The following is a 23,321-nucleotide window of genomic DNA, read 5'->3' as shown; positions in this document are numbered from 1 at the left end:
CGCGTGGGGGCACTAAATCGCTGCCTCCTGCCAGACGGCAAACGAAATGGCCGGTCGATTAGCTCAGCGGGAGAGCACTCCCTTCACACGGGAGGGGTCGTAGGTTCAATCCCTACATCGACCACCATTCTTCTCCATCCATCCCCTGGTGCCATAGTGCGCCGCTGAGGCCCTTGCCCGCGCGCCGATGACGCGCGACCGGACAAGGCCCGAGCGCCGGGGAAATCGCCGTGCGGATTCATGCGCGGAAGGTTCGCCCGAAATGATGGTTTCTTCCGCCGCAGAGGCGCGGAGAACAGCCACGAAACCGATGTTCGTCCGCGCTAAGCCATTGTTTCACGTGAAACATTTTTAGGGCTCGGGGGCCACGAACGCCCGTTTCACCACCACCGGCGACCGCGTTCCGGCTCGAAGCAGGTGTAGCCCACGAAGCATTGCGGGTTGTCGCGGGTGCGCACCCATTCCGGCCGCAGCGCTTCCCCCGGCATGCAGAAAGTGATGTCCCGCACATAGCGATCGAAGGTGGTGGGCGAGGTGTCGAGCAAGGCGGCGCCCCGGTTCTGCACCAGTCCCGCCGTGGCGGCGCACGACATTTTATAGCTGGCCGGCCGCGCGGATGCCGGGGGCACGGCCGCGAGCACCAGCAGAAAACCAAGAAGAATCCGCATCATGGCCCGGCCCTCCCTGGCCGTGATTCAAACGAGGCGGCGGAACCGGATGCGCCGCGCTTCTAAACAAGGCGGCGCAAGCCTCACAGTTCCCGCCGGACGTGGTAAGAGCGTCGTGATCGGGGGGCCGGGCGCAGGGGGCGCCTGCGCCGACCCGCGCTTGGAGCTTGGCGCAGATGGGCGTTTTTGAAGGAATCACCCGCTCTTTCAAGGCCTCCATCGGCGAAATCGTGTTCGGCATGGAGGACGGCACGGTCTCCATCTTCGGCCTGGTGTTCGGCGTCGCCCTCACCACCAATGATGCGAAGACGGTGCTGATCGCCGGCGCCACCGGCGCCGCGGCGGCGGCGGTCTCCATGATGGCGGGATCCTATCTCGATGCCGAATCGGTGCGCGACGCCCGCCGCGCCCGCGCCGAGGCGGCGCCGGCCGAGCGGCGGGCGGAACTGGCCGAGAACCTCACCGCCATCCGCAACGGCCTGCGCGCGGCCGGGGTCGCGCCCACCGACGTGGACCAGATCAGCGCCGCCATCGGCCGCAGCCCGCAGGCCGTGCCGGCGCTGCGCGCCGCCCTCACCCCGGATGGCGACGAGGATGCCGCCTCCCCCGCCGCCCATGCCTTCTGGATGTTCGTGTCGGACCTGTTCGCGGGCTTCACCCCGGTCATTCCCTTCGCCCTGCTGCCCATGGAGCAGGCGCGGATCGTCTCGCTGACGGTCACCGCCCTGCTGCTTCTGGCGCTCGGCATCGGGCGCGGCCTGGTGGCCAAGCGGCCGGTGGCGCGCACCGCGTTCGAAACCCTGTCCGTCGCCACCTGCGCGGCCCTGGCCGGCATCGCCATGGGCCATCTTCTGTCCTGAGGCTCCATGCGCGATCCCGTCACCCTGCTGCCCCATCGCTCGACCCACGTCACCGCGCCGGACGGCGTTGCGCTGGCGGTTCAGGAATGGGGCACGGCGCTCGGGCAGCCGGTTCTGTTCGTCCACGGCTACAGCCAGAGCGGCCTGTGCTGGCGGCGGCAGGTGGAGAGCGACGCGCTGGCGCATCTGCGGCTGGTGACGTTCGACCTGCGCGGCCACGGCGCCTCCGAAAAGCCGCTCGAACCGGCGCATTACCAGCAGGAAAGCCGTTGGGCGGAGGACATCGCCGCGCTCATCGACCAGCTCGAGCTGGAGCGGCCGGTGGTGGTGGGATGGTCCTATGGCGGGCGGGTGATCTGCGATTATCTGCGCCGCTACGGCGATGCGGCCCTGGCCGGCTTGGTGTTGGTGGACGCGGTGGTGGCCACCGAGCGGGCGCTGTTCGGCAACTGCAACAATCTGATGCGCCTGATGGGCAGCGAGGACCTCGCGACCAATATCGCCGCCACCCGCGCGTTCCTGCGCAAGTGCTTCGAGATCCCGCTCGATCCCGACAGCTTCGAGATAGCCCTTGCGGCGAACATGATGACGCCGCCCCGGGTGCGCGCCAGCATGGGCGGCCGGCCGGCGGACTATGCGGCGGAACTGGCCGCCCTCACCCGGCCGGTGCTGGCGGTGCACGGACGCAAGGATCAGGTAATTCTTCCCGCCATGTCGGAGCGCATCGCCGCGCATGCGCCGCGCGCCGAGCATGTGGTGTTCGAAACCTGCGGCCACGCGCCATTCCTGGAAGCGCCGGAGGCCTTCAACACCCTGCTGGCGGGCTTCATCGAACGGGCCGGATCTTCCCTTAAGTAAGCAGGCGCCGGGGTTGCGACCTTCGATCACAGATGCGTTCCGGAGGGAACCGGGCCGCCACAAATTGGTTGCATGGTCGCCGCATTTGAGGCGACAACCGTTATGACGCTGGTGGACGCTGCGTTCCCGGCGACATCATTGACCGAGGTGGGTCCCCATGGCCTTCAAGACCTTCGCCGTCGCCAGTTTCGCCGCCCTCGTCATCGGCGCGATGCCCGCAAAAGCCAACGACACCTCCGACATTTTCGGCTTCAACAAATTGTTCGGCACCTCCACCATGGGGGTGACCGCCGGCACCTCGCCGATCCCGCGCCAGGTGGTGGCGATCGACGGCAAATACAAGCCGGGCACGATCGTCATCCGCACCAGCGAGCGCCGCCTGTATTACGTCACCGCGCCGGGCCAGGCGATCCAGTATGGCGTCGGCGTCGGCCGCGAGGGCTTCCAGTGGTCCGGCGTGAAGACCGTGAGCGCCAAGAAGGAATGGCCCTCCTGGACTCCCCCGTCGCAGATGCTGAAGCGCCGTCCGGACCTGCCGCGCTACATGCCCGGAGGCATCGACAATCCGCTCGGCGCGCGCGCCATGTATCTGGGGTCGAGCCTGTATCGCATCCACGGCTCAAACGAGCCGGACACCATCGGGCAAGCGGTCTCGTCCGGCTGCATCCGCATGACCAATGACGATGTGACCGACCTGTACAATCGTGTGAAGGTCGGCGCCACGGTCTATGTGATGCGCTGACGAAAACGACCCGCCGCCCGCGTCGGGTTCAAGGACCGAGGGCACGAGGACACAAAAAAGGCCGCTGCGGCAAAAGCCGGCGGCCGAAGGTCCCGTCCCGCTCGCGCCGGACAGGAAGAAACCGATCCGGCTTTAGCCGGAAAAGGGAAAGACCGATCCGGTTGGCGCCGGACAGGAAAAGACCGATCCGGCTGGCGCCGGACAGGAAAAGACCGATCCGGCTGGCGCCGGATCGGCGGGCAGCCTCAGAGGGCGGCGAGGTTCGAAGCCTTGGACTTGCCGCGGTTGTCGTCGACCACGTCGAACGACACCTTCTGGCCCTCGTTGAGGGTGTTCAGTCCCGAGCGCTCAACGTCGCTGATGTGGACGAACACGTCGGCGCCGCCGCCATCCTGCTGGATGAAGCCGAAGCCCTTCTGGGTGTTGAAAAACTTGACAGTACCTGTGGCCATATCGGCCTCCGTTCAGACGTTGCATTTGCTCCGCGCTTGACACGCGGGAGCCGGGCAGTCCGAAGGGAATAGGCTTGAGATCGCGGCCCGAAGGGAACGAAACAAGGCAGGCCGCACGAACTGTCCCAACCCCTTTCGCGCCGCGGTGTTGACCGCCGGCCACGAAAAAGCACCCAGCCAGAGCAGGGGACCGGAGTACATCCGTCCGCGTCCCCGTTCCGCGCTCGCGCGCCGGACGTCTGTCTGGGATGGGTGCAACATAAGCACAAACTGCGTCGCAACAAGGGCATCGGCGCCGTTTCCGGCGGCGCCGGGCGCGCGCCTTGCGCCCCGCCGGCCGCAGGCGCTCGCTTTGCCGATCGAAATCAAGGACTTGCCGGAACGGGACCGGGCGGAACGCGGGCCATATTTCTTCTGTGCGTCCCGCCCGGGTCCGGCTATTTGAGAGTTTCGGCCGCCTTGGCGACGAAACGGCCGTCGAATGTCTTCGGCAAATCGATCTTCGCGGCCTTCAGCTCGGGATCGAACTCCACCAGCATATTCAGGGCGTTTTTCATGCCGCTCTCGGGAATGATCCCGGTCTGCGAATAGATCGGCTTGGACGCCTTGACCGCGGCGATATAAAGCGCCGGGTCGCCGAGCAGATACTCTTCCGGCACCACCTTCGCCACATCCTCCGGCGTCGCCGTCTTCAGCCACATGAGGGCCTTGTAGAAGGCATTCACGAGCTTCTGCGTGGTGACCGGGTTTTCCGCGATGAAATCGGTCTTCATATAGAGCACGGCGGCCGGATTGGTGCCGCCGAAGATCTTCTGGTTGCCCTCCTCGGTGCGGCTGTCCGCCAGGACCACCACGTCGCCGTCGCTTTCCAGCTTGGTGATGACCGGATCGAGGTTCGACATGGCGTCGATCTCCCCGCGCTTCATCTGCGCCACCGCCGAGGCGCCGCCGCCCACGCCGACGAAGGAGACGTCGTCCGGCTTCAGCCCTTCCTTCGCCAGCAGGAAATTGACGAAGAAGTTCGTGGAGGAGCCGGGCGCCGTGACGCCGATCTTCGCGCCCTTGAGATCCTTCACGCTCTTGTAGGTGTCGGCCTTGTCCTTGCGCACCACCAGCACGATGCCGGGATAGCGGCCGAGTTCGATCACCGAGGTGATGTCCTGCCCCTTGGCCTGCATGCGGATGGTGTGCTCATAGGCGCCGGTCACGACGTCGATGGAACCGCCGATCAGCGCCTGGAGCGATTTCGCCCCGCCGCCGAAATCATTGATGGTGACGTCCAGCCCCTCGTCCTTGAAGAAGCCCTTCCGTTCCGCAATCGTGAGGGGGAGATAATAGAGCAGCGGCTTGCCGCCGACGCCGAGCGTCAGGCTCGGCTTTTCCGCCTTCTGCGCCAGCGCGGGGGCTGCTGCGCCGAGCGCCAGAAGGCCGCCGAGCGCCAGCCGGGCGAGCTGAAATGCACGTCGCAAAAATGCACGTCTCATGGGAATTCCTCCGTCCTGTTATCTTTGGTTCGACGCGGCGGTGGGGCGCCACACCATGAGGCGATCCTCGATCGCGCTCACGAACGTGTCGATGAGGATCACGAACACGGCCAGCACCAGCATGCCGGAAAACACCCCGGTGACGTCGAACACGCCTTCGGCCTGGTGGATGCGATAGCCGAGCCCCGCCGCCGAGCCGAGATATTCGCCCACCACCGCCCCCACCAGCGCGAACCCGACCGCCGTGTGCAGGGACGAGAACATCCAGGAGAGCGCAGACGGCCAATAGACGTGGCGCAGCAATTGCCGCTCGCTCATGCCGAGCATGCGCGCATTGGCGAGCACGGTGGGGCTCACCTCCTTCACGCCCTGGTAGACGTTGAAGAAGACGATGAAGAACACCAGCGTGACGCCGAGCGCCACCTTCGACCAGATGCCGAGCCCGAGCCACAGCGCGAAGATCGGCGCCAGCACCACGCGCGGCAAGGCATTGGCCATCTTCACATAGGGGTCGAACACCGCCGCGACCCTCTGCTGGCGCGCGAACCAGAAGCCCACCAGCACGCCGCCGCCGGCGCCGATCAGGAAGGCCAGCACGGTCTCCAGCAAGGTGATGCCGAGGTGATACCAGATCACCCCGGTGGCGAAATCGCGCCACGTGCGCCCGAACACCGCGAGCGGCGTCGAGAAGAAGAACGGGTCCAGCAGATAGAAGGCCTTGGCGGACACCAGCCCGGCCGGGATCTTGATCGTCGAGGCGAAATGCCAGATGGCGATGAGGATGACCGCCACCAGCACTTGCAGCAGGTGCAGCACGAGGCGGTTCATGCGCTCACGCCCTCGGCCTGGAGATAGCCCTTCACCACTTCCTCCTTCAGCGCCGACCAGATCTCCTTGTGAAGCGCATGGAACACCGGATCGAGCCGCACCTCGGCGATATCGCGCGGGCGCGGCAGCTCGATGCGCCATTGGCCGATGATGCGCGAGGCCGGCCCCGCCCCCATGATCACCACCCGGTCGGCAAGCGCGATGGCCTCTTCCAGGTCGTGGGTCACGAACAGCACCGCCTTGCGATCGGCGCTCCACAGGTCCAGCAACAGATTGCCCATGATCTGCCGGGTCTGTGCATCGAGCGGTCCGAACGGCTCGTCCATCAGCAGGATTTTCGGATCGCGGATCAGCACCTGGGCGAGCCCCACGCGCTTCCTCTGTCCGCCCGAGAGCATGTGGGGATAGCGGTTCGCGAAGGCGGCGAGCCCCACGCGCTTCAGCCATGCCAGCGCCCGCGCGCGCGCCTCGGCGGCGGACACGCCCGCCACGTCGAGGCCGATGGCGACATTCTCAAGCGCGGTCTTCCAGGGAAACAGGGCCTCGGCCTGAAACAGATATCCCGCCTGCCGATTCAGCCCGGCGAGCGGCGCGCCGAAGATGGAGACGGTCCCGGCGCCGGGAATGAGGAGCCCCGCCGTGGCGTTGAGCAAGGTGGACTTGCCGCAGCCCGTCGGACCGACGATGGCGACGAACTCCCCGTCCGCCACCTCCAGGTCCGCCCCCTCGACGGCGATGAAGGCGGCCTCGCCCTTGGCGCGGGCGGGAAACACGATCCGCACGCCCGCGAGCTGCACCGCGCACGGTGGCGCATCACCCGCCGAGGTGCCGCTGTGCGACATCGACCCTGCCATTGATCCTCCCGCGCGCCGGTGATCCGGCCTTGCTTGGGGCGGGAGGGTAAGGCGATTTTTTCCCGATGGGGAGGGCGTGCCCCAACGAAAACGCCGCCAACCCTGGGGATGGCGGCGCGGTTCAGGCGCTTGGGGCGTCGGCAGCACGCGCCAATGGCTGCGCCCGCCGGTTCACGACGGCCGCAACGCCAAAGCGCTCCGCGAAACGATGCGGGCCGAGGCCCGCAGACGCATCAGCGGCGGCGGAAATTCTGCTGGCGGCGGGCGCCGGGCGGGGGGGCATTGCCTTCCGCCTTGTGGCGGAAATTGATGCGACCGCGATCGAGGTCGTACGGCGACATCTCGACCACCACCCGGTCCCCTTCAATGGTGCGGATGCGGTTCTTCTTCATCTTTCCGGCCGCATAGGCCAGGATCTGATGATCATTGTCGAGCCGCACACGGAAGTTGCCATCGGGCAATACTTCCGTGACCGTTCCTTCGAACTCCAGCAATTCTTCCTTCGCCATATAGTCTTCTCCAGCTACCCCAGATTTCAACGCGGGCGCTTGAACGCCGTGCCCGGCTTGCCGCCGTTGGCCGGCCCGGACCCAGCGCGCATGAAGCCGACCGCACCGATTTCCGATGCGCCACGTTGGCCGCCCGGGGCGCGAGCCGCCCGTTGATCCTGCCGCGCGCCCGTGCGCGGCGATTCAGCAGGGCGGCCCGAGGGCGCGCCCGCAGTGCGAGATTCGTTGGACCGTCCCTCGTGGGAGCGCCCGTCGTGGGAGCGCCCATCCTGACCGCCGCGGCCGTCATGACCGCGATGATCGCCGCGATGATCCTGGCTGCGGCCTTCCGGGCGCGGACCGCGACCCTGGCTCGGCGCGCCGCTGCGGCCACCGGCCGGCTTGTTGCGGGCCGGAGCGCCGGCGGTGGGGTCCACGATCGGCGCCGTGCCGGGCGTCGAGCGCCGGTCGGTGAGCGGCAATTGCATGCGGATCAGCTTTTCGATGGACCGCAGGTACGCGCGCTCCTCGCCGTCGCAGAACGAGATCGCGATGCCCTCGCGGCCGGCGCGCGCGGTGCGGCCGATGCGGTGGACATAGGATTCCGGCACGTTCGGCAGGTCGAAATTGAACACGTGGCTGACGCCCGTGACATCGATGCCGCGCGCGGCGATATCGGTGGCCACCAGGGTGCGCACGGTGCCTTCGCGGAACGCGGCGAGCACGCGGTCGCGCTGGTTCTGCGATTTGTTGCCGTGGATCGCCTCGGCGGCGCGGCCGTATTTGGCAAGCGCGCTCACCACCTTGTCGGCGCCGTGCTTGGTGCGGGTGAAGACGAGCGAGCGCTCGACCCCCTCGGCGCCGAGCAATTCGGCCAGCAGGGCCGGCTTGCCCTGCTTTTCCACCAGCATCACGTGCTGCTCGACCCGATCGGCGGTCTTGGCCGCCGGAGTGACGGAGACCGTCACCGGATTGCGCAGCATGGAGCCGGCGAGATCCGCGATGGCGGAGGGCATGGTGGCGGAGAAGAACAGGTTGTGGCGCTTCGCCGGCAGGCGGCGGATGATGGCGCGGATGGCATGGACGAAGCCCATGTCCAGCATCTGGTCGGCCTCGTCGAGCACGAACACTTCCACCGCGTCGAGCTTCACGGCATGGTTCTCGGCGAGATCCAGCAGGCGGCCGGGGGTCGCCACCAGCACGTCCACGCCGCGATGCAGGGCGCGGATCTGCCGGCCCATGGGAACGCCGCCGATGGCGAGTTCCACGGTGCGGCCGGTGTGGCGGCCGAACTTCTCGAAATTCTCGACGATCTGGCCGGACAATTCGCGGGTCGGCGACAGCACCAGCACGCGCACGTGCTTGGGCTCGGGCCGGCGGGGATGGCGCACCATATGGTCGAGGATGGGCAGCGCGAACGCCGCGGTCTTGCCGGTGCCGGTCTGGGCGATGCCGATCAGGTCATGGCCGGCGAGGATCTGGGGGATGGCCTGCGCCTGGATCGGCGTCGGCGTAACATGGCGCTCTTCGGTGAGGGCCTGGACGATGGGTTCGGCAAGGCCGAGTTCGGAAAAAGAGGTCAAGCTCTGTCTTTCATGCGGCGAACGCCACCCGGGGCGCAGGACAAGGTCCACGCGCCACGCGCATTCGCGGGGGGTGTGTGACACCCCGCGTGGCCTGGGCTGTCGAATTCTGCAAAATGAGTATCGGGCTTAAGCCGACGGGAATGGAGCATTCCCGGAGCGTTCCGCTACGCGGCCCGAGAGCGACCTGTCCGGCATCATCTGCGCCGCCGACCGCTACAGCCCGCCATATGGCCCAGATCCGTGATGATTTCAAGGCAAAGGCCATCTGCCGCCGCATTTTGTGCGCAAGCCCCCCCTTGCGGCATGCCGGCGCATCGCCGAAATAGCCCGCCGGGAGGACCCATGATCGACTTCGACGCCTATGCCGCGCCGGTGCTGGATTTCATTCGCGCCCGCCAATCCTTCGCCCCGGCCATCGTGTTCGCCCTGGCGTTCGGTGAGTCCATCGCCTTCCTCTCGCTGCTCATTCCGGCGACCATGCTGCTGCTCGGCATCGGCGCGCTGATCCAGGCGGGCGGGCTCGATTTCTGGTCGATCTGGTTCGCCGCCGTGTGCGGCGCCGTGCTGGGAGACGCCCTCTCCTATTGGTTCGGCCTGCATTTCAAGCAACGCGCCAAGACCTTCTGGCCCCTCTCCCGGCGCCCGGACCTGGTGCGGCAGGGGGAGGCCTTTTTCGCGCGGTTCGGCATCTGGGGCGTTGCGGTGGGGCGGTTCTTCGGCCCCGCCCGCGCGGTGGTTCCGCTCATCGCCGGCATCCTCGCCATGCCGCAGATTCCGTTTCAGGTGGCGAATGTGCTGAGCGCCCTGGTCTGGGCCTTCGTGATGCTGGCGCCGGGCGCCGCCGTGCTGAAGGCCTTGGGCTGGTAGGGCAAGGCCCGTCCATCCTCCCTAACGGAAAGTCCGCGGTCGCGTGTAAAAAAGCGCTTCGCCGGGCGCGGGAACAGGGCCGCGGGTGCGGGTGTTGGCCTCATGGGGATCCGCTGGGGGAACAGCCCGGACAGGAGGCCGCATGTCCCATCGCCCGCCCCATCATCCAGACAGCCACGCGCCCCGCCTACGCCGCTCGCAGCCTCGCACCGCCCTGCGCGCCGCGCTGGTGCTCGGCCTCGGTCTCGTCCTGAGCCAGGCGATGGGCGTAACCGGCGTTGCGGCGCAGGTGGGCAGTGATCCGCGCCCGCCCGACGCGCCGGGGCCCACCCTGCCCGCCCCCCGGCCCGACGAGAACCTCAGCGACCGTCTGGATCGCACCGACGGGGTCATTCCCCCCGCCCGCAATCTCGATCCCGAGCTGACCCGTCCCGCGCCCGACGTGGGCACGACGCCGGTCATTCCCCCGCCGGGCAGCCCGGGCGGCAATCCGCAGGTGCAGCCGAAATAGCCGGGCGCGGGCTGCCATGCGGCTCAGGCGCCCTGCGCCTCGCGCAGGACCTCGATCGCCAGCACGATGTGATACAGGCTGCTGGCGCGCGTCGGCTCGATGATCGGCTCGCCCCGGCGGTCGATATGTTCCCACCAGGCGCCCGCCACGGGATGGGCGAAGAACCGCATCATCCCGCGCGCCGCCTCGGCGATCTTGCCCGACGCCTCGGCGCGTTCGCCGGCGTCACGCGCGATCGCCCGAAGCGCCACATGGGCCTTCAGCCGCTCGGTCTGGGGCCACAGCCGGGCGCGGTCGTCGCGGATCGCCAGCTCGGCGTCGAGCGTGTTCAGGGCGAGGCCCAGGGAGGGATCGACCCCATGGGCTTCGGCCAGGGCGACCAGCCGGCGCGCGGCGGCGATGGCGTCCGGCCTCGCGCGGAGGGTGCCCCAGCGGATCAGCAGCCACGCCCATTCAAACTGATGCCCGGGCTCGACGATCTTCGCCTCGCCGCCCATCGGGTGCCAGTCGTGGTCGAAATATTCGTAGAGCGCGCCCGTGGCCGGATCGATGAAGGCGGCGAGACAAAGCTCGGCGATCTCGTCGGCAAGCCGGTCCCACGCCGGATCCGGCGCGGTCTGCGCCCAGGCCAGGCACGCTTCCAGCAGATGCATGTGGGGGTTGGCCTTCAGCGGAAGCGTGGGCGGGCGTCCTTCCTCGAACCCGGCGCGCGGATGGGCATAGTGCGCGCGCATGGTCTCCAGCAGGCGATGGGCGCGCGCACGCGCCTCCTCGGCCTGCTCGCCGCTGGCATGGGCCGCCGCCAGGGCGAAGAGAACGAAGGCATGGTCATACGAATCGAAGGCGCCGCTGAGGGTCGCGCCCTCGGGCGTGCGGGTGGCGATCAGCGTGCCGTCGGCGGCGAAGAAACCATCGAGCGCAGCGAGGCCATGGCGCAGGATCGGCCGCGCCGGGCCGTCCCAGCCGAGCCGCTCCGCCGCCGAAAAAGCATAGATCTGGCGGGCGACGAGGCGGGCGCGGCGCGGCTCGGGAAGGATCGCGCCGGTGGGATCGAGCCGCTCGTAGAAGCCGCCCTGCCCACGATCGACGCCGCGCGTGGACCAGAACGGCAGGGCCTCCTGAAACAGCCAGGTGAGCAGATTTTCGGTTTCCGGCACGGTCTCGACCTCTGTTCGCGCGCCTCCGGCATACTGACGCCCCCCGCGTTCGTAAAGTTCGCAGGTCCCGCACGGGGCCGTCGCCCGCGACCCGGGGCACCGGCGCGACGCACGGGCCGTATTCGCAACCGCGCCCGGTTCGGATAAGGTCCGGCCCGCACAACTATTTTCTGGGCATCCCCTCATGACGGCACATGCGCGCGACCTTTCCGCACCGATCGATCCCGTCCAGCTCGACCGGCTGGCCGAAGTGGCGGTGAAGGTGGGACTGGACCTTCAGCCCGGGCAGGACCTGTTCCTCACCGCCCCCATGGCCGCGCTGCCGCTGGTGCGGCGGATCGCCGAGCACGCCTACAAGGCCGGCGCCGGCCTCGTGACCCCGCTGTTCTCGGACGAGGAGATGACGCTTGCGCGCTATCGCTTCGGCGCCGATGCGAGCTTCGACCGGGCGCCGGGCTGGCTCTACGACGGCATCGCCAAGGCGTTCAGCGCCAATACCGCGCGCCTCGCCATCGTCGGCGACAATCCGATGCTGCTCTCCGGCCAGGACCCGGCCAAGGTGGCGCGGGCCAATAAGGCGAATTCGCTCGCGTATCAGCCGGCGCTGGAGAAGATCGCCGGCTTCGACATCAATTGGAACATCATCGCCTATCCCACCGCCTCCTGGGCCAAGCTGGTGTTCCCCGGCGATGAGGAGCCCGTGGCCGTCGCCAAGCTGGCGCAGGCAATCTTCGCGGCGTCGCGGGTGGATGGCGACGATCCGGTGGCGGCCTGGAGCGCGCACAATGCCGCGCTGCGCACCCGCACCGAATGGCTGAACGGCCAGCGCTTCGCGGCCCTGCATTATTCCGGCCCGGGGACCGATCTCGTGATCGGCCTCGCCGACGGGCACGAATGGCAGGGCGGGGCCTCCACGGCGAAGAACGGCATCACCTGCAACGCCAATATCCCCACCGAGGAAGTCTTCACCACGCCCCACGCCCGGCGCGTGGAGGGACACGTCTCCTCCACCAAGCCGCTGTCCTATCAGGGCACGCTGATCGACGAAATCCAGGTGCGCTTCGAAGGCGGCCGCATCGTCGAGGCCCAGGCGGCGCGCGGCGAAGAGGTGCTGAACAAGGTGCTGGATACGGACGAAGGCGCCCGCCGGCTGGGCGAAGTCGCGCTTGTCACCCATTCCTCGCCGATCTCGAAGAGCGGCCTGCTGTTCTTCAACACCCTGTTCGACGAGAACGCCGCCTGCCACATCGCGCTGGGCCAGTGCTATTCCAAATGCTTCCTCGACGGCGCGAACCTCTCGCCCGAGCAGATCGCGGCGCAGGGCGGCAACAAGAGCCTGATCCATATCGACTGGATGATCGGCTCGGATCGCATCGACATCGACGGCATCACGGCGGATGGAGCCCGCGTGCCGGTGTTCCGCAAGGGCGAATGGGCCTGAAGCGCGCGCCTGAACCGTCGGCGGCGGCGCAAGGACGTCGCCGCGCCCCCGCTCAGCGCAGGTTGAACCCCTCGATGAAATAGCGCGCCACCGGCGAGAGCGGCGCGCCGCGACGGGTCACCAGCTCATAGGGTTCGCTGCGCGAGCGCAATTGCAGCGGCAGGATCGAGGTCATGCCGAAGCTGGTGCAGAATTGCGCCACCTCGCTTGAGAGCAGCGCCACGAACGAAGGCTCGCGCTGGAGCAGCGACAGGGTCGCAAACGCCGAGGTGGTTTCCACCAGATAAAGCGGAAAGCGCAGCCCGGCCTGCTGGAACTCGCGCTCCAGCAGCACCCGCATGGGCATGTTGGCGGAATAGACCACCCAGCGCGCCTCGGCGAGGTCGGCAAGCTCGATGCGCTTGCGGGTGGCCGCCGGGTGATGGGTGTTCGCCACCACGGCGAGGGTTTCCTCGCGCACGATCACGCTGTCGTAGAGGTCCGGCCGCTCGCTGATGGTGGTGCGGCAGATGGCGATGTCGAGCCGCCCCTGGTCCAGCAGGCGCAGCAATTCGGCGCTGGTGTCCTCCACCAGCTCGATCGAGATGGCGGGATGCGCCTTGATGAGGCGCAGCATCATTTCGGTCAGTAGCGGCACCGCGCCCATGATGACGCCGAGCGCCAGCTTGCCGCCGTGGCCCTGGAGCAGGCCTTCCATCTCCTCGCGCATCTGGCCGAGATTGGTGTGGATCAACCGCGCATAGCGGATCACGCACAGGCCGGCATCATTGGCCACCAGCCCGCGATTGGTGCGGGTGAACAACGTGGCGCCGAGGGTTTCCTCAATCTCCTGCAACGCCTTGCTGGCGCCCGGCTGGCTCAATCCCACCTGCTCCGCCGCCTTCAAGAGCGAGCCGAGATCATCCAGCGCGATCAGCAGCCGCAGATGCCGCAGATGCAGGCGCGAGACCATGGAACCGAGGGAAGGCAGCATGTCTTTGTATTACTCCAGGATATAGCTGTATCAACTCTTCTCAGTTTTCAATGAAAACGCCCTCACATATCCCTTTGCATCAGCACGGTGTCGTAAACCGGCGCCAACTTACGCTGCACTGCAATATAAAAAGATGCGAGTCGCGCGTCAAACGGGCGATGTCGTGGGGGAAATACTTGAAATGGCTCTGATCAACTACCTCACGCGCATCCAGTTCGGATTCGGCTCCGTCTCGCTGCTGCAAGACGAGTGCGAACTGATCCCGATCCGCCGCCCCTTGATCGTCACCGACGCGGGCGTGCGCAAGGCTGGCATTCTCGACACGATCCTGGAACAGCTTTCTGCGAAAACCGTCGCGACGATCTTCGACGCGACGCCGCCCAATCCCAACGAAGCCGCCGTGCGCGCCGCCCTCGCGGCCTATCGCGAGGGGGAATGCGACGGCATCATCGCCGTCGGCGGCGGCTCCTCCATCGACCTCGCCAAGGGGGTCGCGGTGTGCGCGGCCCATGACGGGCCGCTGAAGAGCTTCGCCGTGATCGAGGGCGGGGTGGAGCGCATCACCGCCGCCACCGCGCCGGTGATCGCCATTCCCACCACCGCCGGCACCGGCAGCGAGGTCGGGCGCGGGGCGATCCTGATCCTCGACGACGGGCGCAAGGTGGGCGTGCTCTCGCCCTATCTCATTCCCAAGGTGGCGATCTGCGATCCCGATCTGACCCTGAGCCTGCCGCCCTTGCTCACGGCGGCGACCGGCATGGACGCCCTGTCCCATTGCATCGAGACCTATCTCTCCGCCGCCTTCAATCCGCCCGCCGACGGCATCGCGCTCGAAGGGTTGCGCCGCGCCTGGACCCATATCGGCCGCGCCACCCACGACCCGAGCGACCGCGAGGCGCGGCTGAACATGATGAGCGCCTCCATGCAGGGCGCCATGGCGTTCCAGAAGGGGCTCGGCTGCGTGCACAGCCTCAGCCATTCGCTGGGCGGTATCAATCCGCGCCTGCACCACGGCACGTTGAACGCCATCCTCCTGCCGGCGGTGCTGGACTTCAACAAGGACAGCGACTCGGCCCGGCACGAGCACAAATTGGAGCGCCTCGCCCAGGTGATGGGCCTTGGCGACGCCGATGAGGTGGGCCCCACCCTCCGCGCTGCCACCGAGCATCTCGGCCTGCCCGCCAGCCTCGGCGCGGTGGGCGTCGGCGAGGATCTGTTCGCCGGCATCATCAAGGGTGCGGTGGCCGACCATTGCCACAAGACCAATCCGCGCGAGGCGACCCCGGACGATTACGCGCGGATGCTCGCACAATCCCTCTAAGGCCAGCGTCCCCGGTCTTCGAAGGGCGGCGGCGCATACGCCAGGGCGCCGCCTGCGCAACGATCTAATTGATTTAAAAACAAATCTTGGTTCGCGCTCAGCGCGTCAAGGACCAAAAATCGTGGGAGGGAACCTCAGATGAATATCAAGACGTCCGTCGGCCAAACCGCCGCCTCGGTGGCGCAGGCAACCGATGCGGTGATCCGCAAGGCGGGATGGCGCATTGTGCCGCTGTTCATGGCGTGCTTCGTGGTCGCCTATCTGGACCGCGTGAACGTGAGCTTCGCCAAGCTGCAGATGCAGAGCGAGCTGGGCTTTTCCGAAGCGGCCTACGGCCTCGGCGCCAGCATCTTCTTCATCGGCTACCTGCTGTTCGAGATTCCCTCCAACATGATCCTGGCCAAGGTCGGCGCGCGGCGCTGGATCGCGCGGATCATGATCAGCTGGGGCATCGCCTCGGCGGTGATGATGTTCGTGACCTCTGAGTATGCGTTTTATGCGCTGCGCTTCCTGCTCGGCGTGCTGGAGGCGGGGTTCGTTCCGGGCGCCGTGTATTGCTTCACCCACTGGTTCCCCGCCTCCCAGCGCGGCCGCATCAACTCGCTGTTCTTCATGTCCATCGGCATCTGCGGGCTGATCGGCGGGCCGATCTCGGGCGCCATCATGAAGTTCATGGACGGCGTCGCGGGCCTCGGCGGCTGGCAATGGCTGTTCCTGCTGGAAGGCATCCCCTCCGTGGTGCTCGGCTTCGTGGTGCTGATGGTGCTGGACGACCAGGTGGACGACGCCAAATGGCTCACATCCGAGGAAAAGGCCCTGCTGAAGGCCCGCCTCGCCCAGGATCCCAAGGTCGGGAACGCCCATTCCTTCGGCGCCGCCCTGCGCGAGCCGGTGACTTATGTGTTCTCGCTGATCTATCTCGGCCTCGCCATGGGCATCTACGGCATCATCTTCTGGATGCCCCAATTGGTGAAGACCGCCGGCACCACCGACACCTTCGTCATCGGCATCCTCACCTCCCTGCCCTATCTGATCGCGCTCGTCTTGATCCCGCTGATCGCCCGCAGCTCCGACCGCTCCGGCGAGCGGCGCTGGCATCTCGGCGCCTGCGCGGTGGCCGGCGCGGTGGGCTATGTGATCTGCGGCGCGTTCGGCAACAGCCTGATCGCGCTGCTGCTCGGCCTCACCATCGCGGCGACCGGCATCATCGGCTCGTTCGGCCTGTTCTGGCTGCTGCCGCAGCGGGTGCTGTCCGGCCTTGCCGCCGCTTCCGGCATTGCGCTGATCAATTCGGTCGGCCAGATCGGCGGCATCATCGGGCCCTATATGGTGGGCGTGGTGAAGGATGCCACCGGCAGCGCGTCCATGGCGCTGTATGTGATCGCGGCCGTCTGCGGCGCCTCGGCGGTGCTGATCATGTGGTGCCTGCCGCGCAAGCTCTATCTGCGCGACACCCAGGCCCGCGCCGTCGGCGCCTCCCTGGACCCCGGCCTGCTCGTCGCCACGCCGCGCGAGATCTAGGGCGGATAGATGTTCGGCGGCTTGGTGCATGCGGGATGGTGCGCGCCATTGCCTTTCACCAGCTGTCATGGCCGGGCGTGTCCCGGCCACCCACGCCGAGCCGCTCGTGCGGGCCTTGAAAAGCCGGCACCAACGGTGCCACGTGGATGCAGGACAAGCGCGCGCATGACGCCGTTCTGCTGAAAGCGCGCCGCTCTGCCGCAAGCGCGTTAGGCCAGGAAGGTCGATCAGTCCTCGGGCGGTTTTCCAAGTCCCATAAAACGGGACACCGCCCCAATCCCCTTGAGCCGTCGGCGCGGGTGCGCCGGCGGTTTGTTCTGATATTGGGAGGTGCCGGCCATGTCCGGAATTGAACGCTTCAGCCTCGCGGGCAAGGTCGTGATGATCACCGGCGCGAGCAAGGGGCTCGGACGGGCCATCGCGCTCGCCTGCGCGGCCTGCGGGGCCGATCTCGTGCTCGGCGCGCGCGACCTCGTGCAGACCGAGGCCGTGGCCGAGGCGTGCCGCGCGCTGGGGCGGCAAGCGTTCGCCGCGACGCTCGACGTTACCGACAGCGCCTCCATCGACGCCTTTCTCGCCGCCGCGCTCCAGGCGAGAGGGCAAATCGACGTGCTGGTGAACAATGCCGGCTTCACCATCGTGAAGCCCGCCGTCGATTTCACCGCGGAGGAGTTCGACCGCATCAACGACATCAATTTCAAGGGCGCGTTCTTCGTCGCGACGGCGGTGGCGCGCGCCATGATCGCGCGGAAGGTGCAGGGCGCGGTGATCAACATCAGCTCCCAGGCGGGCCATGTGGGCGCCCCGTTCCGCGCCGTCTATGCCGGCAGCAAGGGCGCGCTCAACCAGCTCACCACCACGCTCGCCGGCGAATGGGCGCCCCATGGCATCACCGTCAACGGCGTCTCGCCCACCTTCACGCGCTCGGACATGCTTGAAAAAGCCATGGAGAATGCCGACTTCCGGGCCATGGTCGCGCGGGTTCCGCTCGGCCGCCCGGCGGAGCCCGACGAGATCGCCTCCGCCGTCATCTTTCTCGCCAGCGGGGCGGCGCGCATGGTCACGGGTCACACGCTGCTTGTGGACGGCGGCTATACGGCCATCCGAAGCTAGGCCCGCCATGTCCGCCCGCCGCTCCCGCGCAGTCCGCGCCAGCCCCTGCGTTCCGAGTACCGCGTCTTTCGGTTCCGCGTTCCCCTTCGCCTGCCCCTACCCCTGCCCCTTCCCCCGGACCGCCGCGGCGCCATCCGCGCGCGGCGACGCCTGATCGAGGAGTCTCCATGACCACCACGCTGTTCACGCCCCTCGCCCTCGGCCCTTATGAGCTTGCGCATCGCGTGGTGATGCCGCCGCTGACCCGCATGCGCGCCGGGCCGGGCGGCGTGCCGCGCGCCCTCAATGTGGAATATTATGCCCAGCGCGCCACCAAGGGCGGCCTGATCATCGGCGAGGGGGCGCAGATCTCCCCCATGGGCCAGGGCATGCCGGGAACCCCGGGCATCCACTCCCCCGAGCAGATCGCCGGCTGGAAGCAGGTGACCGACGCGGTGCATGCCAAGGGCGGGCTGATGTTCCTGCAATTGTGGCATGTGGGCCGCATCTCCCATTCCTCCCACCTGCCCGGCGGCGCCCTGCCGGTGGCGCCCTCGGCCATTGCCGCCGCGGGCAACGCCTTCACCTCCACCTTCGAGCGGGTGCCGTTCCAGACCCCGCGCGCGCTTGAGACCGACGAGCTTCCCGCGCTGATCGAAAGCTATGCCCAGGCCGCGCGCAACGCGCTTGCCGCCGGCTTCGACGGTGTCGAGATCCACGGCGCCAACGGCTATCTGCTGGAAGAATTCCTGCACGCCCGCACCAACCACCGCACCGATGCCTATGGCGGCTCCATCGAGAACCGGGCGCGCCTGGTGGTGGAGGTGGCGCAGGCGGTGGCGGAGGCGGTCGGCGCCGAGCGCACCGGCATCCGCCTGTCGCCTTATGGCATCGCCAATGACAGCGGCGAGCCGGAGCCGCTGCCGCTCTATACCCATCTGATCAGCGAACTGGCGAAGGTGGGCCTCGCCTATCTCCACCTCATCGAGCCGCGCGCCAGCGGCGCCGGCCAGGCCGAGGTGGACCACAAGGACGTGCCCTCGGCCGCCGAGCTGTTCCGGTCCGTATGGCCGCGCGTGCTGATCGCCGCCGGCAATTTCAAGCCGGATGGGGCGCAGGCCATGGTGGCCGCCGGCACCGCCGACGCCATCGCCTTCGGCCGCCTGTTCATCTCCAATCCCGACCTGCCCGAGCGGATCCGCCTCGGTGCGCCCCTCACCCCCTACAATCGCGCCACCTTCTATGGCGGCGAGGAGGTCGGCTACACCGACTATCCCCGGCTCGGCGAAGCCCAGGCGGCCGAATAGCGGCGCGCGCCCCGGGGGGGGTACGCGCAGGCGCCGCCCCACCCTCCCCGCGCACCGGGCCCCTCTCCCGCATGCGGGGGAGGGTCAGGGCGCGGGGAATAGGGGTGAATAGGGGGATGGCGCGGGGGCGCGCCAGGGATCGCAGGCTGCACCGTCGCCGGACGGCGGGTGCGACCTCCCGCCCGCGTGCGCGACGGCCGGGGGCGGTGACGGGAACCGTCACCGGGGCAAAAAACCTCCTGCCCGCGCGCGAGCGGCCGGGGACATTTTATCCGGATAATTCCACCCGAAGGCAGCGCCGCGCCCGGGCGAGCGTGAAATCACATCCGCGCCGACGAAATCCGCGCTTCTTTTCACGGAACAGCGGCGAATGCGGGGGTTTATCGCGCGGTGATCGCCTTCTCCGCCCGATTCGTCGGCGAACGGCATGGCGCGCCCTAGGGGAGTCGAACCCCTCTCTCCACCGTGAAAGGGTGGCGTCCTAACCGATAGACGAAGGGCGCAAAGCGCGTGGCCCTTATAGGGGCAGGTGTTCCGGCGGGCAAGACCTTACCCGCCGAAACACCTCAGCCTGTGGATGATCTCCGCCGACAACCGGCGGAAGTCACAAAATATGTATTTGTCGACAGATGCTTACAGGATCGACGCCACGGAAGTGCCGGCGGCCTCGGAGCTTCGATCTCACCATTTTCCGGTATTGGGCATCGAGGCCCAGGGCTCCTGCGGAGGCTTGGGGCCGCCTTTTTGCAGCAACTCCACCGAGACATTGTCGGGCGAGCGCACGAACGCCATGTAACCGTCGCGCGGCGGCCGGTTGATGGTCACCCCGCCGGCCTGGAGCCGCTCGCAAAGCCCATAGATATCATCGACTTCGAAGGCGAGATGGCCGAAATTGCGCCCCTCGCCATAGGGCTCCTTGTCCCAATTGTAGGTCAGCTCGATCTCGGCGATATTCTCCTGGCCCGGAGGCGCGAGGAAGACCAGCGTGTAGCGGCCCTGCGGCACCTCCTTGCGGCGCACCTCGCGCAAGCCCAACTTATTGCAATAGAAATCCAGGGATTGGTCGATGTCGGTCACACGGACCATCGTGTGGAGGAAGCGCATGACTGATCCTTGTCTGAACACAGGAGTGCCGGCAAGCGGCACGCGCAACGTATGACTTTGGAAGCCGATCTCAAGTCCGCCCAGGCCAGGCTGGCGGAATATCTCGCGCAAGCCCATCACGCGGTCGCCTTCACCGGCGCCGGCCTCTCCACCGAATGCGGCATCCCCGATTTCCGTTCCCCCGGCGGGCTATGGACGCAGAACAAGCCGATCCCGTTCGAAATCTTCCTCGCTCATCGCGCCGCCCGCACCGAAGCCTGGCGGCGCAAGTTCGCGATGGACGCAGCCTTTTCAAACGCGAAGCCCGGCCGCGGCCATCTCGCCCTGGCGCGGCTGCTGCAAGGCGGGCAGCTCGCCGGCATCATCACCCAGAATATCGACGGGCTTCACCAGGCCTCCGGCGTGCCGGGAGACGCGCTGGTGGAGCTGCACGGCAACGGCACCTATGCCACCTGCCTCGACTGCGAGGCGCGCTATGAACTGGACTGGGTGCGCACCCAGTTCCACGCCCACGGCGAGCTTGCGCCCGATTGTCCCGCTTGCGGCGGCCCGGTGAAGAGCGCAACCATTTCCTTCGGCCAATCCATGCCCCAGGGCGAGATGCTCCGCGCCGGTGCCATGACGCGCAGCAGCGACCTGTTCATCGTGATCGGCTCCTCGCTCGTGGTCTATCCGGCCGCGACGTTTCCGATTCGGGCCAAGCAGAACGGCGCGCGCCTCGTCATCCTCAATCGCGAGCCGACAGAGCTCGACGAGATCGCCGACCTTGTGGTGCGCGCCGAGATCGGCGACGTGCTTGCGCCCTTTGCCTGATTTCGGCCGTGCCTCTTCTCGCGGCAGCGAATCTGCCGGCCGACGCACCGGAAAGGGTGTGCGCGGCGCACATGTCTTGCTATCCTTGGCGCTTGAATCGATGGCCCGTAAGCGTAACGGTCGGGGTAGACATGGGCTCCTACGGACAAGGGCTTGGGCCGCATCCCATCGCCCCGTCAGAGGATCTGGCGGAAACCCCGGTGCGCCTCATCGAGGTGGCCGGTGCAATCAAATGGTTCGACGTCACCAAGGGGTACGGCTTCATCGTTCCCGACAGCGGTGGCCCGGACATTCTCATCCATGTCACCTGCCTGCGCCGCGGCGGCTTCCAGACCGCCATGGAAGGCGCGCGGATCGTCTGCGAGGCGATCGAGCGCAGCAAGGGGATGCAGGCGTTCCGTGTCGTATCGCTGGATCTGTCCACGGCCACGCCCCCGTCCCTGCCCGCGACGCGCGCGCGCGCCACGATCGAGCCCAGCGGCGGCTTCGAGGCCGCCACGGTGAAATGGTTCAATCGCCTGCGGGGCTTCGGCTTCCTCACCCAAGGCGAGGACAAGCCGGACATCTTCGTCCATATGGAGACCCTGCGCCGGCGCGGCCTCACGGAATTGCGACCGGGGCAGGACGTGCAGGTTCGCTATGGTGACGGGCCGAAGGGCCTGATGGCGACCGACGTGAAGGTCGAGGACGGCCTGCCGGAAAAGCATTGAGGATTATTCATGCTGCGTTTGACTTGGGCGGGCCCCCTGCTGCCCGCGCGCGTCCTTTCCGCCTGCGCGGCGCTGCTGCTGGCGCTGATCGCCGGGCTTTCCTTTGCCCAGGCTGCGGACGCGCCCCTTGAGGCGTTGGAAATCGCCACCCGCAAGGGTGTCGTGGTGCTGGAAGTCGAAGTTGCCCGCACCGAGCAACAACGCGAGACCGGCCTCATGTATCGCAAGGAATTGCCGGAACGACAGGGCATGCTGTTCGATTTCGGCAAGAGCGAGCCGGTCTATATGTGGATGAAGAACACCTTCATTCCGCTCGACATGCTGTTCGTCCGCGAAGACGGCACCATTGCCCGCATCGAGGAAATGACAACGCCGTTTTCCACGCGCACCATCTCTTCCGGCGAGCCGGTGAAGGTTGTGGTGGAAATCTCCGGCGGCGCGGCGAAGCGGCTGGGCATTGCGCCGGGCGACCGGCTCTCGACCAGCTTGTTCAGCGCCAAATAGGCGCCGCGGGAAGCAGAGCGGAACGCGCGTCGCCCTGCCGGTTCCTCTTGAATTTGCCAGCTTGTTGCGCGTTATTCCCGCCTGCCCCTTGCGGGGCCTCGTTTATAAAACTAAGGAAAGCGAAGGCGCTTCGCCCGTCGGAGCATAGCGCAGCCCGGTAGCGCATCTGCTTTGGGAGCAGAGGGTCGCAGGTTCGAATCCTGCTGCTCCGACCATCTTTTCTTCCATGCGCGGATCTTTGCGGTCGTGCCGGGCGGAAGTTTTCGCGAATCCTCCCAGGGGGCCCCCGCGCCTTAACGCTCAGGCCGTCTCATCGGGCGGGCCGGAGGGGATGAGCGCACGGGCCTGGCCGATCCAGTCCTCCCGCTCCACCCGGCCGCGGAATCCGAGGAAGGCCCCGATCCACCGCGCTTCCTCCTCCGACCAGCCGGCGATCTGGTGGAAATGGTAGATGCCGAGGGCGTTCAGCTTGCGTTCGTTCAGCGGGCCTATGCCCTTGAGCTGCTTGAGATCGTCCGCCCCTGCCCCGTCCGGTTGAGCCAGCCCCGGCGGCCGGTGCCCCGGCAGTGCGTCTCCTGCCCCGCCCCCTGGCGGAGCTGCGGCAGGGTCGGGCGGCTCCCCCGGGTGCCCCCCCTCGGATGAGCCGACATCGGGAATGCCGAGCGTGAGCTGCGAGGCCGATCCTCTCCGTCGGGCCTTGCTCGCGGTGGGATTTGACGCAGGGCCCGCCGCCGGATTCGCCGGAGTCGCTGGGTGAGAGGGGGTGCCCTCCGGATCGCTGGACGAGGACGCCGCCGCGTCCGTCGCCGCACCGGGCGGGGCGGCCTTATCCGCCCGTGCCGGCGATGCCTCCGCGGCCTCGCCCCTCAGAACCGCAGCATCGATCCCCGGCCCGGATTCATCCAGGGGAAGAAAGGTCGTTTGCGCGAACAGCGAGATGCGCCGGCGATGCTCGGCCCGGCGGCGCAACCACAAACCGACCGCGACGCCGAGCGCACAGGCCAGCACAAGCAGCAGGGCGGTTTCAATCTCGAAGGACATCATGGCTGCGGCCTCCGCTTGGCCGGCGGCAGGGCATACCCGACGGCGAGACCCAGCATGAATGCGCCCAGCACGTAGGGCCAGAGGCTCAACGCGAGGTAGGCCATCTTTTCCGTCCTCCCGAGGCTGTAGCGCCGGC

The 23,321-nt window shown here is 67.5% G+C and carries 24 protein-coding genes and 3 tRNA genes; 15 read left to right on the top strand and 12 right to left on the bottom strand.

Going from position 1 to position 23,321, the window contains the following annotated elements; all coding sequences use genetic code 11:
* Positions 1-52: 52 nt before the first annotated feature.
* Positions 53-127, top strand: a tRNA-Val gene (locus V5F84_RS12055).
* Between the two features lie 253 nt (positions 128-380).
* Here V5F84_RS12055 and V5F84_RS12050 read toward each other — a convergent pair.
* The gene (locus V5F84_RS12050) at positions 381-671 is read right to left on the bottom strand and encodes a hypothetical protein (protein ID WP_394045449.1); all 291 of its coding nucleotides are present in this window, start codon (positions 669-671) and stop codon (positions 381-383) included.
* Between the two features lie 173 nt (positions 672-844).
* Between V5F84_RS12050 and V5F84_RS12045 the strand changes: the two genes are divergently transcribed.
* The 3 genes from V5F84_RS12045 (at position 845) to V5F84_RS12035 (ending at position 3,128) form a co-directional block, all read left to right on the top strand.
* Positions 845-1,528 carry a VIT1/CCC1 transporter family protein gene (locus V5F84_RS12045; RefSeq protein WP_394045451.1) on the top strand — a complete coding sequence of 228 codons (684 nt, stop codon included), beginning with the start codon at positions 845-847 and terminating at the stop codon, positions 1,526-1,528.
* A 6-nt stretch (positions 1,529-1,534) separates the two neighbouring features.
* Positions 1,535-2,386, top strand: coding sequence for an alpha/beta fold hydrolase (locus V5F84_RS12040; protein WP_394045453.1), 852 nt, complete (start codon positions 1,535-1,537; stop codon positions 2,384-2,386).
* A gap of 157 nt (positions 2,387-2,543) precedes the next feature.
* The gene (locus tag V5F84_RS12035) at positions 2,544-3,128 is read left to right on the top strand and encodes a L,D-transpeptidase (protein WP_394045455.1); all 585 of its coding nucleotides are present in this window, start codon (positions 2,544-2,546) and stop codon (positions 3,126-3,128) included.
* A 245-nt stretch (positions 3,129-3,373) separates the two neighbouring features.
* Here the strand turns inward: V5F84_RS12035 and V5F84_RS12030 are convergent, their stop codons facing one another.
* The 6 genes from V5F84_RS12030 to V5F84_RS12005 all read right to left on the bottom strand — a co-directional run bounded on the left by V5F84_RS12030 (position 3,374) and on the right by V5F84_RS12005 (position 8,817).
* Positions 3,374-3,580: a cold-shock protein gene (locus V5F84_RS12030; protein WP_394045457.1), complete on the bottom strand. Its 207-nt coding sequence runs from the start codon at positions 3,578-3,580 to the stop codon at positions 3,374-3,376.
* Between the two features lie 437 nt (positions 3,581-4,017).
* On the bottom strand, positions 4,018-5,064 hold the full coding sequence (locus V5F84_RS12025) for an ABC transporter substrate-binding protein (protein ID WP_394045459.1): 1,047 nt from the start codon (positions 5,062-5,064) through the stop codon (positions 4,018-4,020).
* Positions 5,065-5,082: 18 nt separating this feature from the next.
* Positions 5,083-5,892 (bottom strand): ABC transporter permease, encoded by an 810-nt coding sequence (locus tag V5F84_RS12020; protein WP_394045461.1) that lies wholly within the window; start codon positions 5,890-5,892, stop codon positions 5,083-5,085.
* Positions 5,889-6,746 carry an ABC transporter ATP-binding protein gene (locus V5F84_RS12015; protein ID WP_394045463.1) on the bottom strand — a complete coding sequence of 286 codons (858 nt, stop codon included), beginning with the start codon at positions 6,744-6,746 and terminating at the stop codon, positions 5,889-5,891. Before V5F84_RS12015 ends, V5F84_RS12020 begins: the two co-directional genes overlap by 4 nt.
* Before the next feature lie 233 nt (positions 6,747-6,979).
* Positions 6,980-7,255, bottom strand: a complete 276-nt coding sequence (gene infA / locus V5F84_RS12010; protein ID WP_012115181.1) for a translation initiation factor IF-1 — start codon at positions 7,253-7,255, stop codon at positions 6,980-6,982.
* 26 nt (positions 7,256-7,281) lie between these two features.
* A complete protein-coding gene (locus V5F84_RS12005) occupies positions 7,282-8,817 on the bottom strand; it encodes a DEAD/DEAH box helicase (RefSeq protein ID WP_394045465.1) in 1,536 nt (511 codons plus the stop codon).
* Between the two features lie 345 nt (positions 8,818-9,162).
* Here V5F84_RS12005 and V5F84_RS12000 point away from each other — a divergent pair, with 345 nt between their 5' ends.
* Together V5F84_RS12000 and V5F84_RS11995 are read left to right on the top strand one after the other, a co-directional pair.
* Positions 9,163-9,687, top strand: coding sequence for a DedA family protein (locus V5F84_RS12000; protein ID WP_394045467.1), 525 nt, complete (start codon positions 9,163-9,165; stop codon positions 9,685-9,687).
* A 142-nt stretch (positions 9,688-9,829) separates the two neighbouring features.
* Positions 9,830-10,198: a hypothetical protein gene (locus V5F84_RS11995; protein WP_394045469.1), complete on the top strand. Its 369-nt coding sequence runs from the start codon at positions 9,830-9,832 to the stop codon at positions 10,196-10,198.
* 23 nt (positions 10,199-10,221) lie between these two features.
* On the opposite strand, the gene V5F84_RS11990 is transcribed toward V5F84_RS11995, so the two are convergent.
* Complete coding sequence (locus tag V5F84_RS11990; protein WP_394045471.1) at positions 10,222-11,355, bottom strand: AGE family epimerase/isomerase; 1,134 nt, start codon at positions 11,353-11,355, stop codon at positions 10,222-10,224.
* A gap of 184 nt (positions 11,356-11,539) precedes the next feature.
* On the opposite strand from V5F84_RS11990, the gene V5F84_RS11985 reads away from it, so the two are divergent.
* On the top strand, positions 11,540-12,796 hold the full coding sequence (locus V5F84_RS11985) for an aminopeptidase (protein ID WP_394045473.1): 1,257 nt from the start codon (positions 11,540-11,542) through the stop codon (positions 12,794-12,796).
* Between the two features lie 52 nt (positions 12,797-12,848).
* Here V5F84_RS11985 and V5F84_RS11980 read toward each other — a convergent pair whose 3' ends face one another.
* Positions 12,849-13,769 (bottom strand): LysR family transcriptional regulator, encoded by a 921-nt coding sequence (locus tag V5F84_RS11980; protein ID WP_394045475.1) that lies wholly within the window; start codon positions 13,767-13,769, stop codon positions 12,849-12,851.
* Positions 13,770-13,950: 181 nt separating this feature from the next.
* Here V5F84_RS11980 and gbd point away from each other — a divergent pair, with 181 nt between their 5' ends.
* The 4 genes from gbd to V5F84_RS11960 all read left to right on the top strand — a co-directional run bounded on the left by gbd (position 13,951) and on the right by V5F84_RS11960 (position 19,010).
* Entirely contained in the window at positions 13,951-15,090 is a 1,140-nt protein-coding gene (gene gbd / locus V5F84_RS11975; RefSeq protein WP_394045477.1) for a 4-hydroxybutyrate dehydrogenase, read from the top strand.
* 138 nt (positions 15,091-15,228) lie between these two features.
* The gene (locus V5F84_RS11970; protein ID WP_394045479.1) at positions 15,229-16,611 is read left to right on the top strand and encodes an MFS transporter; all 1,383 of its coding nucleotides are present in this window, start codon (positions 15,229-15,231) and stop codon (positions 16,609-16,611) included.
* 339 nt (positions 16,612-16,950) lie between these two features.
* Positions 16,951-17,724 (top strand): SDR family NAD(P)-dependent oxidoreductase, encoded by a 774-nt coding sequence (locus V5F84_RS11965; protein ID WP_394045481.1) that lies wholly within the window; start codon positions 16,951-16,953, stop codon positions 17,722-17,724.
* A 167-nt stretch (positions 17,725-17,891) separates the two neighbouring features.
* Positions 17,892-19,010: an alkene reductase gene (locus V5F84_RS11960; protein WP_394045483.1), complete on the top strand. Its 1,119-nt coding sequence runs from the start codon at positions 17,892-17,894 to the stop codon at positions 19,008-19,010.
* A 428-nt stretch (positions 19,011-19,438) separates the two neighbouring features.
* Here V5F84_RS11960 and V5F84_RS11955 read toward each other — a convergent pair.
* Positions 19,439-19,513: transfer RNA gene (locus tag V5F84_RS11955), tRNA-Glu, on the bottom strand.
* A gap of 178 nt (positions 19,514-19,691) precedes the next feature.
* Positions 19,692-20,114: a VOC family protein gene (locus V5F84_RS11950; RefSeq protein ID WP_394045485.1), complete on the bottom strand. Its 423-nt coding sequence runs from the start codon at positions 20,112-20,114 to the stop codon at positions 19,692-19,694.
* A gap of 51 nt (positions 20,115-20,165) precedes the next feature.
* On the opposite strand from V5F84_RS11950, the gene V5F84_RS11945 reads away from it, so the two are divergent.
* The 4 genes from V5F84_RS11945 (at position 20,166) to V5F84_RS11930 (ending at position 22,356) form a co-directional block, all read left to right on the top strand.
* A complete protein-coding gene (locus tag V5F84_RS11945; protein WP_394045487.1) occupies positions 20,166-20,927 on the top strand; it encodes an SIR2 family NAD-dependent protein deacylase in 762 nt (253 codons plus the stop codon).
* 131 nt (positions 20,928-21,058) lie between these two features.
* A complete protein-coding gene (locus tag V5F84_RS11940) occupies positions 21,059-21,637 on the top strand; it encodes a cold-shock protein (protein ID WP_394045489.1) in 579 nt (192 codons plus the stop codon).
* 9 nt (positions 21,638-21,646) lie between these two features.
* Complete coding sequence (locus V5F84_RS11935; RefSeq protein ID WP_394045491.1) at positions 21,647-22,141, top strand: DUF192 domain-containing protein; 495 nt, start codon at positions 21,647-21,649, stop codon at positions 22,139-22,141.
* Between the two features lie 138 nt (positions 22,142-22,279).
* Positions 22,280-22,356, top strand: a tRNA-Pro gene (locus V5F84_RS11930).
* Between the two features lie 85 nt (positions 22,357-22,441).
* Here V5F84_RS11930 and V5F84_RS11925 read toward each other — a convergent pair.
* Complete coding sequence (locus tag V5F84_RS11925; RefSeq protein ID WP_394045493.1) at positions 22,442-23,185, bottom strand: helix-hairpin-helix domain-containing protein; 744 nt, start codon at positions 23,183-23,185, stop codon at positions 22,442-22,444.
* Positions 23,186-23,321: the final 136 nt, after the last annotated feature.

The organism is Roseixanthobacter liquoris (assembly GCF_043195135.2).
Classification (GTDB): domain Bacteria; phylum Pseudomonadota; class Alphaproteobacteria; order Rhizobiales; family Xanthobacteraceae; genus NCEH01.
This window is presented reverse-complemented; position numbering and strand designations above follow the sequence as displayed.